Annotated in this window: 3 protein-coding genes; all 3 read right to left on the reverse strand. The window is 76.1% G+C overall.

What is annotated here, in order from left to right:
• Positions 1–18 precede the first annotated feature (18 nt).
• From IE219_RS06660 to sbnA, 3 genes are read right to left on the reverse strand one after another with little or no spacing between them, the layout of a single operon-like run.
• The gene (locus IE219_RS06660; protein ID WP_189975621.1) at positions 19–8472 is read right to left on the reverse strand and encodes a non-ribosomal peptide synthetase; all 8454 of its coding nucleotides are present in this window, start codon (positions 8470–8472) and stop codon (positions 19–21) included.
• Positions 8469–16196, reverse strand: coding sequence for a non-ribosomal peptide synthetase (locus tag IE219_RS06665; protein WP_189975622.1), 7728 nt, complete (start codon positions 16194–16196; stop codon positions 8469–8471). Before IE219_RS06665 ends, IE219_RS06660 begins: the two co-directional genes overlap by 4 nt.
• Positions 16193–17173 (reverse strand): 2,3-diaminopropionate biosynthesis protein SbnA, encoded by a 981-nt coding sequence (gene sbnA, locus IE219_RS06670; RefSeq protein ID WP_189975623.1) that lies wholly within the window; start codon positions 17171–17173, stop codon positions 16193–16195. The genes IE219_RS06665 and sbnA overlap by 4 nt, the downstream gene beginning before the upstream one ends.
• Positions 17174–17194 lie beyond the last annotated feature (21 nt).

Here is a 17194-nt window from a genome sequence, read left to right on the forward strand (position 1 = left end):
TTCCCCCGGGAGGAGGGGTCAGCGCAGGGTGTCGAGGTGGGCGGCGATGATCCGGCCGATCTCCCGCTGCGGCGCGGGCCGCATCATTCCGTCGTGGTCGGAGGCGATGCGGTGGTGGGTGATCCGGCCGCCGATGTGCGGCTCCCACACGGCGACCGTCGGGGAGTCCGGGGTGGTGCCCTCGGTGGCCGACAGGAAGAGGACGTCCCCGCCGAAGCGGTCCGGCGCGAACTCGGCGCTGAGCACCGCGTGGTTGCGCACGATCCGCAGCAGCCGGGCGAGCTGCGGCTCGTCCAGTCCGGCCAGCGGGTTGGCGTCCCGCCGGAACAGCTCCAGGACCTCGGAGAGGGTGGGCTCGCCGCCGGCGAAGGCCGCCGCGTCGTAGCCGCAGTACTCCAGGATCTTGGCGAGCAGCGCCCGGTCGTCCGGGATGCCGTCGGGCTCCGGGACCGGGTAGCTGTCGAGGTTCACGAGGAGCGCGACCCGGTGCCCGAGTCCTTCGAGGCGGGTGGCCGCCGCGTGGGCGAGGAGTCCGCCGAAGGACCAGCCGAGAAGATGATAAGGCCCGCTGGGCTGAATTTCCAGAATTCTGCGGACATATTCTTCCGCCATGTCCGGGATGCTGGCCGGAAGCGGTGCTTCCGAAATGATTCCGGACGCCTGGAAGCCGTAGACCGGGAATTCCTTCGCCAGGTGCTCGGCGAGCCCCAGATAGGGCCAGCTGAGGCCCACGCCGCCGTGCAGGAAGAACAGCGGCTCGCGGCCGCCGTCCGGCCGGATGGGCAGCAGCGTCTCGAACGCCTCGGTGAGCAGCGCGGGCCGCCGCCCGGCCGCGCCGTCGGCCGGCCGGGTCGCGGCGAGTTCGCCGGCCCGCTCGGCCAGCGCGCGCAGCGCCCGGAACCAGCCCTCGGCCAGGACCCCGGCGTCGTCCGGTTCGAGCAGCTGCCCCGCCCACGTCCAGGTGGCCACCAGGACCGGCCCGTCGGGCCCGTCCTCGACCAGGGCGTCCACCTCGGCGGTGTGGCCCAGCGGCATCCCGCCGGACGTCGCCGCGAAGCCCTCCCGGGCCTCGGGGGCGGCCGCCCAGCCGCCGTCGTAGGACTCCACCGCGGCGAACCGGCCCAGGTAGTTGAAGCCGAGCTGCGGGTCGACCGCGGGCAGCGGGGACGTACCGTCGCCCAGGTGGCGCAGGACGCCGTGGCCCAGACCGTGGTCGGCGAGGGCCGAGAGCTGCTCGCGCATCTCCTTGACGGCCTGCTCGGCGCCGAGCGGGGCGGCCCGCAGCAGCACCGGGTGGGTGCTGGTGAACCAGCCGGCCGTCCGGGACAGGTCGACGCCCTCGTGCAGCTGCTCGCGGCCGTGCGACTCGACCTCGACCAGCAGGCTCCGGCCGCGCCACTCGGCGACCGCGAGGCCGAGACCGGCCAGCAGCACGTCGTGGACCTCCGCCTGGAAGGCGGCGGGGCCGTGCTCCAGGAGCGGGCCGGTGTGCTCGGCGGGCAGGGTCAGCCGCAGGGTGCGGGCGGTGGCGTACGTGTCCCGGGCCGGGTCCAGCGCCCGCGACCCGACCGGCCGCTCCTCGCGGTCCAGCAGCCTGCTCCAGTAGGGGAGTTCGCCGGTACGGGCCTCCGTCTGCGCGCGCAGCAGGCCGGCCCAGTGGCGCAGCGAGGTGCCGACCGGGTCGAGCGCCGCGTCGGGCCGCTCGTAGGCGGCGAGCAGGTCGGGCAGCAGCACCCGCCAGGAGACGCCGTCCACCACCAGGTGGTGCAGCATCAGGACGAGCCGGCCGGGACGGTCGGCCCCCCGGTCGATCCACACCGCCTGGAGGACGCTCCCCTCGCGCGGGGCGAGCCGGTCGCGGGCCGCCTCCGACTGGGCGGCGACCGCCCGCCGCAGCAGTGCCTCGTCCTCGTACGCGCGGTGCGAGGCGTCGACGCGGGCCACCAGCGGGGCGACCGGGACGGAGCCCGGCTCGCCGACCACGAGCCGCCAGTCGGCGGGGCCCCGGCCGGTCAGCCGCAGCCGCAGCGCGTCGTGGTGGTCGACGACCCGCTGGAGCGCCGAGACGAGCCGCTCCGGGTCCAGTCCGGCGGGCGTGGTGAGGACGACCGACTGGTTGAACCCGTCGACGGGGCCGCCGGCTTCGAGGAACCGCAGCATCACCGGGGTGGGCGCGAACGCGCCCACGCCGTCGTCCGTGCCGACGGTCTCGACCGGCTCGGCCTCGCCGACGGCCGCGGCCAGCGCGGCCACCGTCTTGTGGGTGAAGACGTCGGCGGCGGTGACCCGCAGCCCGGACCGCCGGGCCCCGGCCACGACCTCGATGGAGCGGATGCTGTCGCCGCCCAGGTCGAAGAAGCTGTCGTCGACGCCGACCGAGGGCAGCCCGAGCACGGCCGCGAAGACCTCCGCCAGGGTGCGCTCGGTCGCCGTGCCCGGCTCCCGCGCCGGGCCCGCGGCGTGCGCCGACGGGTCGGGGGCGGGCAGCGCCTTGCGGTCGACCTTGCCGTTCGGGGTGAGCGGCAGCGCGTCCAGGGTGAGGAGCGCGCTCGGCACCATGTAGTCGGGCAGGATCGCGCCGAGCGCCGTCCGCGCGTCCTCGGCGGTGCCGACGAGGTAGCCGACGAGGCGTCCGTGGTGGACGGCGGCGGCGGCGTCGGTGATGCCGGGCAGGCGCCGCAGAGCGCTTTCGACCTCGCCGAGTTCGATGCGGTGGCCGCGGATCTTGACCTGGTGGTCGGTGCGCTCCAGGAACTCCAGCTGTCCGTCGGGCCGCTGGCGGACCCGGTCGCCGGTCCGGTACATGCGGGTGCCCGGCTCGACGGCGTACGGGTCGGCGGTGAAGGTGACGGCGGTCTTCGCCGGGTCGTCCAGGTAGCCCCGGCCGACGCCGGTGCCCGCGACGTACAGCTCGCCGGCGCTGCCGGGCGGCACCGGCCGCAGCTCCCCGTCGAGGACGTACAGCCGGGTGTTGCGGACGGCGCGCCCGATCGGGGCGCGGCTGCCGAGCGGGGTCCCGGGCGTGATGACGGCGTGCGTGACGTCGTCGGAGCACTCGGTCGGCCCGTAGGCGTTGACCAGCGGGATGTGCGGCGCCAGCTCCAGCCACTCCCGCGCCAGGTCGGCGGGGAGCGTCTCGCCCGTCACCATCAGGTGCGTGAGCGGGGCGAGTTCGGGCCGGTCGAGGCCGCTTCGCCAGGAGTCGACGGCGGCGCGCAGCAGCGAGGGCACGACCTCCAGGATCGTGACGCCATCGGCGGCGATCCGGCCGAAGAGCTCCTGCGGGTCGGCGGCGGTGTCGCGGTCGACGACGACCAGGCGGCCGCCGGTGACCAGCGGGGAGAGCATCTGCCACACCGAGATGTCGAAGGTGACGGGGGCGTTGTGCACGACCACGTCGTCCGAGGTCAGGCCGAGGTCGTCGACCTTCGCCAGGAGGTGGTTGACCATGCCCGCCCGGTGCACCATCGCGCCCTTGGGGCGGCCGGTGGAACCCGAGGTGAAGATGACGTACGCCAGGTCGTCGGCGGCTCCGAGCGGCGCGGCGAGTTCGGTGTCGGAGGCCCCGTTCCAGGCGACCACCACCGGCGAGCCCGACGCGGCCCCGAGCAGCTCGGCGGCCGTCCCGCCCAGTCCGGGCCCCACGTACAGGGCCTCGGGCCGCGCGTCGTCGAGGAGGGCGGCGGTACGGGCCAGCGGCGCGCGCAGGTCCAGCGGGACCCAGGCGGCACCGGCGCCGAGGACGCCCAGGACGCCCGCCACGAAGGGAACGCCCGGCTCGCAGAGCATCGCCACCCGCGCGCCGGGGCGGACCCCGGCGGCGGTCAGCCGACGGCTCACCGCCGAGGCCAGCGCGACCAGTTCGGCGTACGAGACGCCGCCCCCGGGGTCCTGCACCGCGATCCGGTCCGGGCGCGCGGCGGCGTGCGCCCGCACCCGCTCCACGACCCCGGTGTACGCCTCCTCGACCGCCGTCGCCGCCCACGCCGCCCGCACCGCCGCCGACTCGGCCGGCAGCAGCACCCCGACCGACCGCACCGGACGGTCCGGCGCCGCCACGAACGCGCCCAGCAGGTGCGCCAGCCGCTCGGCGAACGACCGCGCGGTCCCCTCGTCGAACAGGTCGGCGCTGTACTCCAGGACCGCGTCGATCCCGGCCGCAGCCCCGTCCTCCGTACGCCGCTCGAACAGCTCGAACGCCAGGTCCGCCTTGGCGGTCCCGGTGCCGATCAGCAGCGGCTCCGACTCCAGCCCCGCCAGCCGCACCGCCGTGTCCGGCGTGTTGTGCAGCGTCAGCATCGTCTGGAACAGCGGGTGCCGGGACAGCGACCGGCTCGGCGCCAGCGCGTCCACCAGCGCCTCGAACGGCAGGTCCTGGTGCGCGTACGCCGCCAGGTCGGCGGCCCGCACCCGGTCCAGCAGCTCCCGGAACGTCGGATCGCCCGACAGGTCCGTCCGCAGCACCAGCGTGTTCACGAACAGGCCGACCAGCTCGTCCAGGACCGGATCGACGCGCCCCGCGACCGGCGAGCCCAGCGGCACGTCGTCGCCCGCGCCCAGCTTCGACAGCAGCGCGGCCAGCGCCGCCTGGAGCACCATGAACGTGCTCACGCCCTGCTCCCGGGCCAGCTCCCCGACCGCCGCGTGCAGCGCCCCGTCGATCCGGAACGCCACCTCGCCGCCCCGGTACGTCGGCACGGCGGGCCGCGGCCGGTCGGCCGGCAGCTCCAGCTCGTCCGGCAGCCCGTCCAGCGCCCGGCGCCAGTAGGCCAGCTGCTCCTCCGAGACCGCCTCCAGCAGCTCGCGCTGCCACAGCGTGTAGTCCGCGTACTGCACCGGCAGCGGCGTCCACACCGGCGCGCCGCCCGCGCGGCGCGCCGCGTAGGCCGCCGCCAGGTCCGCGCCCAGCGGCCCCACCGACCAGCCGTCCGCCGCGATGTGGTGCACCACGAGCAGCAGTACGTGCTCCTCGTCCGAGCCGCGGAACAGCTCGGCCCGCAGCGGCAGTTCGGCCGCCAGGTCGAAGCCGCGCCGGGCGGCCGCGCGCACCGCCGCCTCGTCCAGCGGGGAGACCGCCAGCTCGACCGGGACCGCGTCCGCGTCCACGACCTCCTGCCGGGGCCGCCCGTCGGTGTCCGGGAAGCGGGTGCGCAGCGCCTCGTGGCGCCCCACCACGTCCCGCACCGCCGCCCGCAGCGCCGCCACGTCGAGCGGCCCCGTCAGCCGGACCGCGACCGGGATGTTGTACGCCGGGTTGTCCGCCTCCAGCTGGCCCAGGAACCACAGCCGCCGCTGGGCGGGGGAGAGCGGCAGCACCTCCGGGCGCACGGCCGGCGCCGGAGCGGGCCGGGCCTCCCCGGCGTCCGCGACCCGGGCCGCGAGGCCCGCCGGGGTCGGCGCGTCGAAGACCGCCCGGACCGGCAGGTCGGCGCCGAGCGCCGTCCTGATCCGGCCGGTCAGCCGGGTCGCGAGCAGCGAGTGCCCGCCGAGGTCGAAGAACGAGTCGTCCGGACCGGCCGGCGCCGGCAGGCCGAGCACCTCGCCGAACACCTCGCACAGCAACTGCTCCTGCGGGGTGCGCGGCGTCCGGGCCGCGGCCCGCACTCCCTGCGCGGGCACCGGCAGCAGCTTGCGGTCGACCTTGCCGTTCGCGGTCAGCGGCAGCGCCTCCATCGCCACGTACAGGGCGGGCACCATGTGCGCCGGCAGGCCCTCGGCCAGGTGGGCGCGGAGCGCGGCGGGGGCGGCGGTGCCGACCGTGTACGCCACCAGCTGGGTGCCGCCCGGCAGGTCCTCCCGGGCGACGACCGTCGCCTGCGACACCTCGGGGTGGGCCGCCAGCGCGGACTCGATCTCGCCGAGCTCGATCCGGAAGCCCCGGATCTTCACCTGGTGGTCGGCCCGCCCGATGTACTCGATCTGCCCGTCCGCGCCCCAGCGCACCACGTCGCCCGTCCGGTACATCCGGGCACCGGGCGGACCGAACGGGTCCGGCACGAAGCGGGTCGCGGTCAGCGCGGGGCGGTCGTGGTAGCCGCGCGCCACGCCGTCGCCCGCGATGTACAGCTCGCCGACCGCCCCGGAGGGAGCGGCCCGCAGCGCGTCGTCGAGCACGTACACCCGCGTGTTGGCGATCGGCCGGCCGATCGGCGGGACGCCGCCGCGCTCGCCGTCCAGGACCGCCGCGGTCGACCAGATCGTCGTCTCGGTCGGCCCGTAGACGTTGGTGACCTCGCGGGCGGCGGCGCGCAGCGCGTCGGCGAGCGGCTCGCCGACGGCCTCGCCGCCGATCAGGACCCGCAGCCCCGCCAGGCTCTCCGGGTGCTCGGTGACCAGCGCGTGCCACAGCGTCGGCGTGGCCTGCATGACGGTCGCCCCGCTGCCCGTCACCAGGGCGGCGAGCGCGGCCGGGTCGCGCACCGTGTCGCGCTCGGCGAGGACCAGCTCGGCGCCGGTCAGCAGCGGCACGAAGATCTCCAGGTTGGAGATGTCGAAGCCGAAGGTGGTGACCGACAGGAAGCGGTCGCCGGGGCCCACGCCGAACCGCTCGCCCATGTCGTGCACCAGGTTGATCAGCGCGTCCTGCGGCACCACCACGCCCTTGGGACGGCCGGTGGAGCCCGAGGTGTAGATCGTGTACGCGGTGTCCAGCGGGTCCGGGTCGGGGGTGCCGGCCGGGCCCGCCGGGTGCCGCGCGAGGAGCTCCGCCGCCGTGTCCAGGATCAGGTGCGGGCGGGCGGTGACGGCCGGCAGCGCGGCGGCGACGCCGGTGGTGGTGACCACCAGGGCGGGCGCCGCGTCGTCCAGCATGTAGCCGATGCGGTCGGCCGGGTAGTCGGGGTCGAGCGGCAGGTAGCCGGCGCCCGCCTTGACGACCGCGAGGACCGCGACGACCAGGTCCGCCGAGCGCGGCAGCGCGAGCGCCACCAGGGCGCCGGGACCCGCGCCGCGCGCCGCCAGCTCGTGGGCGAGCCGGTCGGCGCGGGCGTGCAGCTCCGCGTAGTCCAGCCGCTCGGCGCCGCAGCGCAGTGCGGGCGCCTGCGGCGCGGCAGCGGCCCGCTCCGCGAGCTGCGCCCGCAGGGCGTGCCGGGGGTGGGCGCGGGCGGTGTCGTTGTGCCCGGAGAGCAGCGCGGCGCGCTCCTCCTCGCCGAGCAGCTCCAGCCGGGACAGCGGCAGGTCGGCCGTGTCGGGGAGCGCGGCGAGCAGCCGCAGGACCCGCCCGGACAGCGCGGCGGCCTCCGCCGCCGTGACCAGGTCGGGCGCGTGGTCCAGCCGCAGCGTCAGCTCCTCGCCGGGCAGCACCAGCAGCGACAGCGGGTAGTGCGTCGCGTCGCGGCCCCGTACGCCCGTCACCGTCAGCCCGGGGACGGCCCCGCGCAGGGCGTCCGGGTCCAGCGGATAGTTCTCGAAGATCATGACGGTGTCGAACAGCTCGCCGTGGCCCGCGTCCCGCTGGATCCGGGACAGCCCCAGGTGCTGGTGCGGCAGCAGCGCCGTGTGCTGCTCCTGCGCCGCCGCCACCACCTCGGCGAGGGTCTGCCCGGCGGAGGTCCGCAGCCGCACCGGCAGCGTGTTGATGAAGAGGCCGATCATCGACTCGACGCCCGGCAGCTCCGGCGGCCGGCCCGAGGCCGTGGTGCCGAACACCACGTCGTCCCGGCCGGTCAGGGCGCCGAGGACGACCGCCCACACGCCCTGGAGGACGCTGGACAGGGTGACGCCCCGGGTCCTGGCCCACTCCATCAGCCGGGCGGTGGCCGCCGCGTCGAGCCGGGCGACGTGCTGTGCGGGCAGCACGGGGGCGCGGCCGGGCGGCGCCGGGACGAGCCGGGTGGGCTCCTCCAGGCCGCCGAGCAGCTCCCCGTACGCCGTGGCGGCGGCCTCCTCGTCCTGCCGGTCCAGCCAGGACAGATAGCTCTTGTACGCGGTGACGGCGGGCAGCCCGGAGGCGTCGCCGCCCGCCGCGTACGCGGTGAACAGCTCGGACAGCAGCAGCGGCATCGACCAGCCGTCGAGCAGGATGTGGTGGCAGGTGACGAGGAGCCGGTGGCGGTCCGCGCCGGTGCCGACGAGGGTGAAGCGGATCAGCGGCGGCCGGCCCACGTCGAACGGCTCGGTGCGGTCCCGGTCGGTCAGCGCCTCCAGGTCGTCCGGCCCGTCCACCTCCCGCCAGGGCACCGGCACCGCCCGGGGTATCAGCTGCACCGGCTGCCCGTTCTTGCGGTAGCGGAAGCCCGCCCGCAGGTTCGGGTGCCGGGCCAGCACGCCGGCCGCGGCGGCCTTCAGCGCGCCCCGGTCGAGCGGCCCCTCCAGGTCCAGGACGAGCTGCACCGCGTACACGTCGAGCTCCCGCCGGTCGTACACGGCGTGGAAGAGCAGGCCCTCCTGGAGCGGGGTGAGCGGCAGCACGTCGCTCAGCCCGCCCGCACCGCGCGGCGCCCCGGGGCCCTTCCCCTGTCCGGTCGTGCTCATCCTTCGTCCCCCCACTCGTCTGCGAACTCGTTCTCGAACTCGTCGATCTCGTCCTGGCCGAGCCCCTCGACGAGCCCCAGGTCCGAGGGCGTGAAGCCCCCGGCGTCGGGCCGTGCGGCGTGCCCCACGAGCGCCTTCAGCGCCCGGAACCAGCCGTGTGCGACCGCCTCGGCGTCGGCGTCGGCGACCGTCCGCCCCGCCCACGCCCACTCGGCGACCAGGCAGGGGCCGTCCGGGCGGTCCTCGGTGCGCGCGTTGACACCCAGCGCGTGCGGCAGCGGCATCCCCGCGTCGGTGCCGGCCGCCACGTCCAGCGACTCCGCCGCGACCTGCCAGTCGCCCGGCTCCGAAAGGGCCATCCGGCCCAGGTAGTTGAAGCCCAGCTGCGGCGCCGGGAGGGCGCCCAGCTCCGTCTCGCCGCCGGTGCCGAGACGGCCCAGCAGGCCGTGCCCGATCCCGTGGTCCGGGATCCGCCGCAGCTGCTCCTTGACCTCCTTCAGCGCCTGGCCGAGCGCCGGCCCGCCGGCCCACACCTCGTCCCAGTCGCACAGGCCCACGTCGAGGCGGACCGGGTGCGTGCTGGTGAACCAGCCCACCGTGCGGGACAGGTCCACGCCCGGCACGACCTCCTCCCGGCCGTGCCCCTCCAGGTCGACGAGCACGTCCTGCGGCTCGCCGCGCCCGCGCCGCCAGTCGGCGACGCCGAGCGCGAGGGCGGTCAGCAGCACGTCGTTGATCTCGGCGTGGAAGACGGCCGGGACGGTGGTGAGCAGCTCCGCCGTGTACGCGGCGGGCAGTTCCAGCCGCAGCGTGCGGGCGGTCGCCGCGGTGTCCTCGGCCGGGTCCAGCGGCCGGGAGCCGATCGGCGGGTCGCCGCCGTCCACGACCTCGCGCCACAGCGGCAGTTCGGCCCGGCGCTCCGGGCGCGCGGCCTCCTCGCGCAGCAGCAGCGCCCACTGCCGGAAGGAGGTGCCCACCGGGGCGAGGGGCCGCTCGGGCCGCTCGTACGCCTGGGCCAGGTCGGGCAGCAGGATCCGCCAGGAGACGCCGTCCACCACCAGGTGGTGCAGGGTCAGCAGCAGCCGGCCGGGCCGGCCGGGACCGGCGTCGAGCCACACCGCGCGGACCACGGCGCCCCGGGCGGGCGACAGCGCGGCACGGGACGCCGCGGCCTCCGCCCGGACCAGGGCGGCGAGGTCGCCGTCCCCGGCGCCGACCCGGCGCAGCACGTCCCCGGCGAGGACCGCCCCGACCTCCAGGATCGTGTCGCCGTGCCGGCGCAGCGCGTCGTGGTGGTCGAGGACCGCCTGGAGGGCGGCCTCGATCCGCTCGTACGCGGCGCCCGCGGGCGTCTGCACGACGGCGGCCTGGTGGAAGCCGTCGGTCGGGCCGTCGATCGCGTCGAACCAGGCGGTGATCGGCGTGGCCGGCACCGGCCCGGTGCCGTCGCCGGCCCCGACGGTCCCGGTCCGCCCCGCCTCCCGCGCGGCGAGCGCCAGGCCCTGCGGGGTGCGGTGCACGAAGACGTCCTGCGCGGTGATCTCCAGGCCGGCCTCGCGGGCCCTGCCGACGAGCTGGATGGAGCTGATGCTGTCGCCGCCGAGGTCGAAGAAGCCGGCGTCGGCACCGGCCGACTCCAGGCCGAGGACCTCCGCGAAGGCCCGGCAGAGCACCTCCTCCCGCTCGTTCGCCGGGGCGAGCCCCTCGGCGGCCCGGCTGTGGTCGGGCGCGGGCAGGGCGCGGCGGTCCAGCTTGCCGTTCCCGGTCAGCGGCAGCGCGTCGAGGGCGACGACGGCGCTCGGCACCATGTGCTCGGGCAGGGCCCCGGCCAGCCGGGACCGCACCTCCCGCACGTCCACGGGGCCGTCGGCGGCGACGACGTAGGCGACGAGCCGCTTGTCGCCGGGCCGGTCCTCGCGGACCACGACCGCGGCGGCCGCGAGGTCGCCCCGGGTCAGCAGCGCGCCCTCGATCTCGCCGGGCTCGATGCGGAAGCCGCGCAGCTTCACCTGGTCGTCGGCGCGCCCCACGTAGTCGAGGCTGCCGTCGGCGTTCCACCGCACCAGGTCGCCGGAGCGGTACATCCGGCCGCCGGGCGCGGTGGCGTACGGGTCGGCGAGGAAGCGGGTCGCGGTCAGCTCCGGGCGCCGCAGGTAGCCGCGGGCCAGCTGGTCGCCGCCGATGTACAGCTCGCCGGTCACGCCGGGCGGCACCGGGCGCAGCCGCCCGTCGAGCACGTACAGGCGGGTGTTGTGCAGCGGGAAGCCGATCGGCGGCTTCACCGCGCCGGAGAGCGGCGCGCTGATGGAGGCGCAGACGGTGGCCTCGGTCGGCCCGTAGGCGTTGAGCATCACCCGGCCGCGCGAGAACCGCTCGACCAGCTCCGGCGGGCACGCCTCGCCCGCCACGACCAGCTGCACGCCCGCGGGCATCGGCCGGTCGGCCGGCCACGCGGACAGGACGGTGGGCGGCAGGCACACCATGGTGGTGCCGGTGCGCTCCACCAGCTCGGCGAGCGGCCCGCCCGGACCGCGGTCCTCGGCGCTCGACAGGATCATCGTGGCGCCCGACAGGAGCCCGATGGACAGCTCCCAGGTCGCCGCGTCGAAGCTGTACGAGGCGAACTGGAGCCAGCGGGTGTCCGGGCCGATGTTCATGCGGGGGCCCTGGTCGGCGACCATCACGGCGACCGTGCGGTGCTCCACGACGACGCCCTTGGGACGCCCGGTGGAGCCCGAGGTGTAGATGACGTACGCGGCGTCGCGGACGGTCAGCGGCCGGGTCCGGTCGGCGTCGGCGAGGGCCCGGCCGGGGCGGGCGGCGACGGCCGCCCGCACCTCCGGGTCGTCGAGCAGCAGCCGGGGCACGTCCGTGCCGTCCAGACCGGCGGACTCGGCGGCCGTCGTCAGGGCGAGCGCCGGCCGCGCGTCGCCCAGCATGTAGGCGATGCGGTCCCGGGGATAGGCGGCGTCGATCGGCAGGTAGGCGGCGCCCGCCTTGAGGACGGCGAGCAGCGCGACGACCATCTCCGGCGAGCGCGGCAGCAGCAGCGCCACCAGGTCGCCGGGCCCGGTGCCCCGGGCGGCCAGCTCGTGGGCGAGCCGGTTCGCGCGCGCGTCCAGCTCGGCGTACGAGACCACCTCCGCGCCGAACTCCAGGGCCGGGTGGCCGGGCTGGGCGGCGGCACGGGCCGCGTACAGCTCGTGCACCGGCGCCACCTCGACGTCCTGGACGGGGCCGGCCCACGCGCCTAGGATCCGCTCGCGCTCGGCGGGCAGCAGGGCGTCGACCGTGCCCAGCGCGGCGTCGGGGGCGCGGGTGAGGACGCCGACGAGGTGGGCGAAGCGGTCCGCCAGGGACCGGGCGGTCGCCTCGTCGAACAGGTCGGAGCTGTACTCCAGGACGGCGTCGATCCCGGCGGGCGCGCCGTCCGGGCCGTGCCGCTCGGTCAGTTCGAAGGCCAGGTCCAGCTTGGCGGTGCCGGTGCGGACCGGGACGGTCTCGACGGCCAGGCCGGGCAGGACGAGGTCGGCGGAGGCGTTGTTCTGGAGCACCAGCATGGTCTGGAACAGCGGCTGCCGGGACAGCGACCGGCTCGGCGCGACCGCGTCGACCAGCGTCTCGAACGGCAGGTCCTGGTGGGCGTAGGCCGCCAGGTCGGCCGCGCGGACCCGGTCCACCAGCTCGCGGAAGGTCGGGTCGCCGGACAGGTCGGTGCGCAGCACCAGGGTGTTGACGAAGAAGCCGACCAGCTCGTCGAGGGCCGGGTCGGTGCGGCCCGCGACGGGCGTCCCGAGCGGCACGTCGTCGCCCGCGCCGAGGCTCGACAGCAGCGTGGCGAGCGCGGCCTGGAGCACCATGAAGGCGCTCGCGCCCTGCGCGCGGGCCAGCGCGGCGACCGCCGCGTGCGCCGCGCCGCCGACCTCGAAGGAGACGGTGCCGCCCCGGTGGCTGGGCACGGCGGGCCGCGGCCGGTCGGCCGGCAGCTCCAGCTCCTCCGGGAGACCGGCCAGCGCCTTCTTCCAGTGGGCGAGCTGCTCGTCCGCGACCGCGTCGAGGAGGCCGCGCTGCCACAGCGTGTAGTCGGCGTACTGGACCGGCAGCGGCTCCCACGCGGGGGCCAGGCCCGCCCGCCGCAGCCCGTACGCCTCGGCGAGGTCGCGGGCGAGCGGGGCGACGGACCAGCCGTCGGAGGCGATGTGGTGGAGCACGACGAGCAGGACGTGCTCGTCGGCGGCGAGCCGGAACAGCTCGGCGCGCAGCGGGAGTCCGCCCGCCAGGTCGAAGCCCCGGGACGCCGAGGCGGCCAGCGCCCCGGCCAGCTCCCCGGGCGCCGTCGCGGTGACGGGCAGGGCGACGTGCGCCGCGTCCACCGGCAGGATCCGCTGGCGCGGCCGGCCGCCGTTCTCGGGGAAGACGGTGCGCAGGCTCTCGTGGCGGGCCACGACGTCGTCCAGCGCGGCCCCCAGGGCGGCGGTGTCCAGGGCGCCGGTCAGCCGCACCGCGAACGGCAGGTGGTAGGTGGCGGACCCCTGCTCCAGGTGGTTCAGGAACCACAGCCGCTGCTGCGCGGGGGAGAGCGGCAGCTCCTCCGGGCGCTCGGCGGCGGTCAGGGCGGGCCGCACCGGGGCGTCCGACGCGTCGAGCGCGGCGGCCAGTTCGGCGACGGTCGGGGCCTGGAAGAGGGTGCGGATCGGGACCTCGGTGCCGAGCCGGGCCCGGATCCGGGACGCGGCCCGGGTGGCGAGCAGCGAGTGCCCGCCGAGGTCGAAGAAGTCGTCGTCGACACCGACGGCCGGCAGCCCGAGGACCTCCGCGAAGATCTCGCACAGCGCCCGCTCGCGCGGGGTGCGCGCCGGGACGAGCCCCGTGGTGTGCGCCGACGGGTCGGGCGAGGGCAGCGCCTTGCGGTCGACCTTGCCGTTCGGGGTGAGCGGCAGCGCGTCCAGCGCGACGAAGGCGCTGGGCACCATGTAGCCGGGGAGGGCGGCGGAGAGCGCCGCCTTCGGCTCGTCGGCGGTGCCGACGAGGTAGCCGACGAGGCGTCCGTGGTGGACGGCGGCGGCGGCGTCGGTGACGCCGGGCAGGCGGCGCAGGGCGGTCTCGACCTCGCCGAGTTCGATGCGGTGGCCGCGGATCTTGACCTGGTGGTCGGTGCGCTCCAGGAACTCCAGCTGTCCGTCGGGCCGTTGGCGGACCCGGTCGCCGGTCCGGTACATCCGGGAGCCCGGCTCGGCGGCGTACGGGTCGGCGGTGAAGGTGACGGCGGTCTTCGCCGGGTCGTCCAGGTAGCCCCGGCCGACACCGGTGCCCGCGACGTACAGCTCGCCGGGGGTGCCGGGCGGCACCGGCTGGAGCGCGGCGTCGAGGACGTACAGGCGGGTGTTGCGGACCGGGTGGCCGATCGGCGCGCGGGCGCCGATGGCGTCGCCCGCGCGGATGACGGCGTGCGTGACGTCGTCGGAGCACTCGGTCGGCCCGTAGGCGTTGAACAGCGGGATGCCCGGTTCGAGCGCGCCCCAGGCGGCCGCGAGGTCGGCGGGGAGCGTCTCGCCGGTGACCATCAGGGCGCGCAGCCCGTCCAGGGAGGGCCGGGGGGTGCCCGCCTCCCACGCGTCGACGGCGGCGCGCAGCAGCGACGGCACGACCTCCAGGACGGTGACGCCGTCGGCGGCGACGCGCCCGAAGAGTTCCTGCGGGTCGGCGGCCGTGTCGCGGTCCACGACGACCAGGCGGCCGCCGGTGACCAGCGGGGAGAGCATCTGCCAGACCGAGATGTCGAAGGTGACGGGGGCGTTGTGCACGACCACGTCGCCGGCCGTGAGCTCCAGGTCGTCGACCTTCGCGAACAGGTGGTTGACCATGCCCGCCCGGTGCACCATCGCGCCCTTGGGTCGGCCGGTGGAGCCCGAGGTGAAGATGACGTACGCCAGGTCGTCGGCGGCCCCGAGCGGCGCGGCGAGCTCGGTGTCGGAGGCCCCGTCCCAGGCCACCACGGCCGGGGCGCCGGAGGCGGCGGCGAGCAGCTCGGCGGCCGTCCCGTCCAGGCCGGGCCCGGTGTAGAGCACGTCCGCGCGGGCGTCGTCGAGGAGGGCGGCGGTACGGGCCAGCGGCGCGCGCAGGTCCAGCGGGACCCAGGCGGCACCGGCGCCGAGGACACCCAGAATGCCCGCGACGAAGGGGACGCCGGGCTCGCAGAGCATCGCCACCCGCGCGCCGGGGCGGACCCCGGCGGCGGTCAGCCGACGGCTCACCGCCGAGGCGAGGGCGACCAGCTCACGGTACGAAACAGCGCCCTGCGGATCCTGGACCGCAGTCTTCTCGGGCTCGTCGAGAGCCAGGGCACGGACACGTTCCACCACTCCCGCGTACGCCTCGTCCACCGTGGTGGCGCCCCAGCCGGCGCGGACCGCGGCCGACTCCTCCGGCAGCAGCACGTCGATCCGGTCGACGACCGCGTCCGGGCCCGCCTCGGAGAGCCGCTCCAGCCAGCCGAACAGGCGGCGCTGGTGCAGCTCCAGCTCCTCCTGCGTGTAGCGCGAGGGGTTGGCGTCCAGCCGGACCGCGTACCCGTCCTCGGCGGCGTCGAGGTAGATGATCTGCATGTCCTCGACCGGGCCGGTCGACAGGTTGTGCAGCAGGCCCGTGCAGGCGCCGAAGGCGTAGTCGAAGCCCGACTCCAGGACGTTGACGGTCGGCCCGAGCGAGCGGCCCGCGTCCCCGGTGAAGCCGAGGTCGCGGCGGATCCGGTCGCCCCGGTGGTTCTGGTGCCGCAGCGTGGCGCGCAGTTCGGCCGCGCCGTCCCGCAGGAAGTCCGCGACCGTCCGGCCGCGCGCCACCCGCACCGGGTGCGGCACGAAGTTGGCGCGCATGCCGGGCACCGCGCGGGCGGCCGCCGTGGCACGGGCCGGCACCGCGAGGGTCAGCAGCGCCCGGTCGACGCCGGCCGCCCGCTGCACGTAGGCGCCGGTCGCCGCGATCAGCAGCGTCTGCCAGGTGACCCGGGTGTCCCAGGCCAGCGCCCGCAGCCGCTCGACGGCGGCGGCGGGCAGCACGGCCTCGCACCGCAGCGAGCTGCGGGCGGGGCCGCCGGGGCGCGGCGAGAGGCTCACCGGCTCCGGCTGCTCCGTGAAGCGGGCCCGCCAGAACGCCCGCTCCTTCGCGTACTTCGGCGTCTCCTCGTACGCGGCCTCGTCGGCGGCGAGCGTGGCCGGGTCGGGGAACGCGCCCTCCGCCTCCGGGTCCGCGTACAGCGCGGCGAGCCGGTCGTAGATCAGGACGCGGCTGAACCCGTCGACCAGGATGTGGTTGACCCGGATGTAGAACAGCAGGTGGTCCGGGCCGAGCCGGAGCAGCACCGACCGCAGGGTGCCCGCGGTCAGGTCCGGCGGTACCAGCAGGTCCTCGCGCATGAACGCCTCGGCGGCGGCGCGCGGTTCGGGCTCCCCCGACAGGTCGAGCGATTCGACGGGGAAGGCGTCGGGGTCGGCGAGCTCCTGGAACGGCTCGCCGTCGCGCTCGGTGAACAGGGCGCGCAGGGTCCCGGCCTCCCGCACCACCCCCTGCCACGCGGCCGTGAACCGGTCGGTGTCCAGGGGGCCGCGCAGCTCCAGGAAGTCGCCCATGGTGAAGACGGGATTGCCCGGGTCGGCCTGCTGCCCGTACCACATCTCGCGCTGGGCGGCGGAGAGCGGCAGCTGCCGGGCGGACGGGGTGGAGGTCATGACTGCGTTGCTCCCGTGGGAAGTTCGGTCGGTTCGATGCCGTACACCTCGCGCACCCAGTCCGGCTGGTAGACGGTGTCCAGGTAGCGCTCGCCGAGGTCCGGGGCGATGGCGACCGCCGTGCCGTTCTCGCCCGGCCGGTGCTCGGCGAGCCAGCGCAGCGCGCCGCTCACGACGGTCCCGGTGGAGCCGCCGAAGAGGAATCCGCCGCGGGCCAGCGCGTGGCAGGCCCGCACGGTGTCGGCCTCGGGGACGTGCACGACGTGGTCGACGAACGCGGTGTCGAGCAGCGCGGGGCGCACCCCGGTGCCCAGGCCGGGGATCATGCGCGGCCCGGCCGGGCCGCCGAAGGTGACGGAGCCGACGCTGTCGACCGCGACGACCGTCACCGGCCGGGGCAGCTCCTTGAAGTAGCGGGCGCAGCCCATCAGCGTGCCGGTGGTGCCGGTGCCGACGAACAGGATCTCCAGATCGGGGAACTGCTTCTCGATCTGCGGGGCCGTGGTGCGGTAGTGCGCCCGCCAGTTGTCCGGGTTGGCGTGCTGGTTCAGCCACACCACCCGGGGGTCGGCGGCGAGCAGGGTCCGGACGTACGCGAGGCGCGCCGCCAGGAAACCGCCCTCCTCGGCCGGCTCCGTGACCGTGTGCACCTCGCTGCCGAGCGACTCGATGAGCTTGCGCGTGGCGACGTTCGTCCGCGAGTCGACCACGCAGATGAAGTGGTAGCCCTTGGCCGCGGCGATCACGCTGAGCGCGACCCCGAGGTTGCCGGACGACGACTCCACCAGCGTCGAGCCCTTGGTGAGCGCACCGCTGCGCTCGGCCGCCTCGATCATGCTCGCGGCGGCCTTGAGCTTGATGGAACCGGCGAAGTTGAAGCCCTCACATTTGAGGTGCAAGGGATATCCGTACAACGCCCGGAGATCCACGTAGAGATCCTCGGTGTTGAATTCGTGCGGAGCCGAGATGATCGGCATGATTCCCCCAGGAAGACAAGG

Source organism: Streptomyces termitum, assembly GCF_014650175.1.
Classification (GTDB): domain Bacteria; phylum Actinomycetota; class Actinomycetes; order Streptomycetales; family Streptomycetaceae; genus Streptomyces; species Streptomyces termitum.

Bases quoted from the DNA above. Each gene is read 5' to 3' on its own strand.
- IE219_RS06660 (WP_189975621.1), bottom strand. From the start codon at position 8,472: ATGAGCACGACCGGACAGGGGAAGGGCCCCGGGGCGCCGCGCGGTGCG.
- IE219_RS06665 (WP_189975622.1), bottom strand. From the start codon at position 16,196: ATGACCTCCACCCCGTCCGCCCGGCAGCTGCCGCTCTCCGCCGCCCAG.
- sbnA (WP_189975623.1), bottom strand. From the start codon at position 17,173: ATGCCGATCATCTCGGCTCCGCACGAATTCAACACCGAGGATCTCTAC.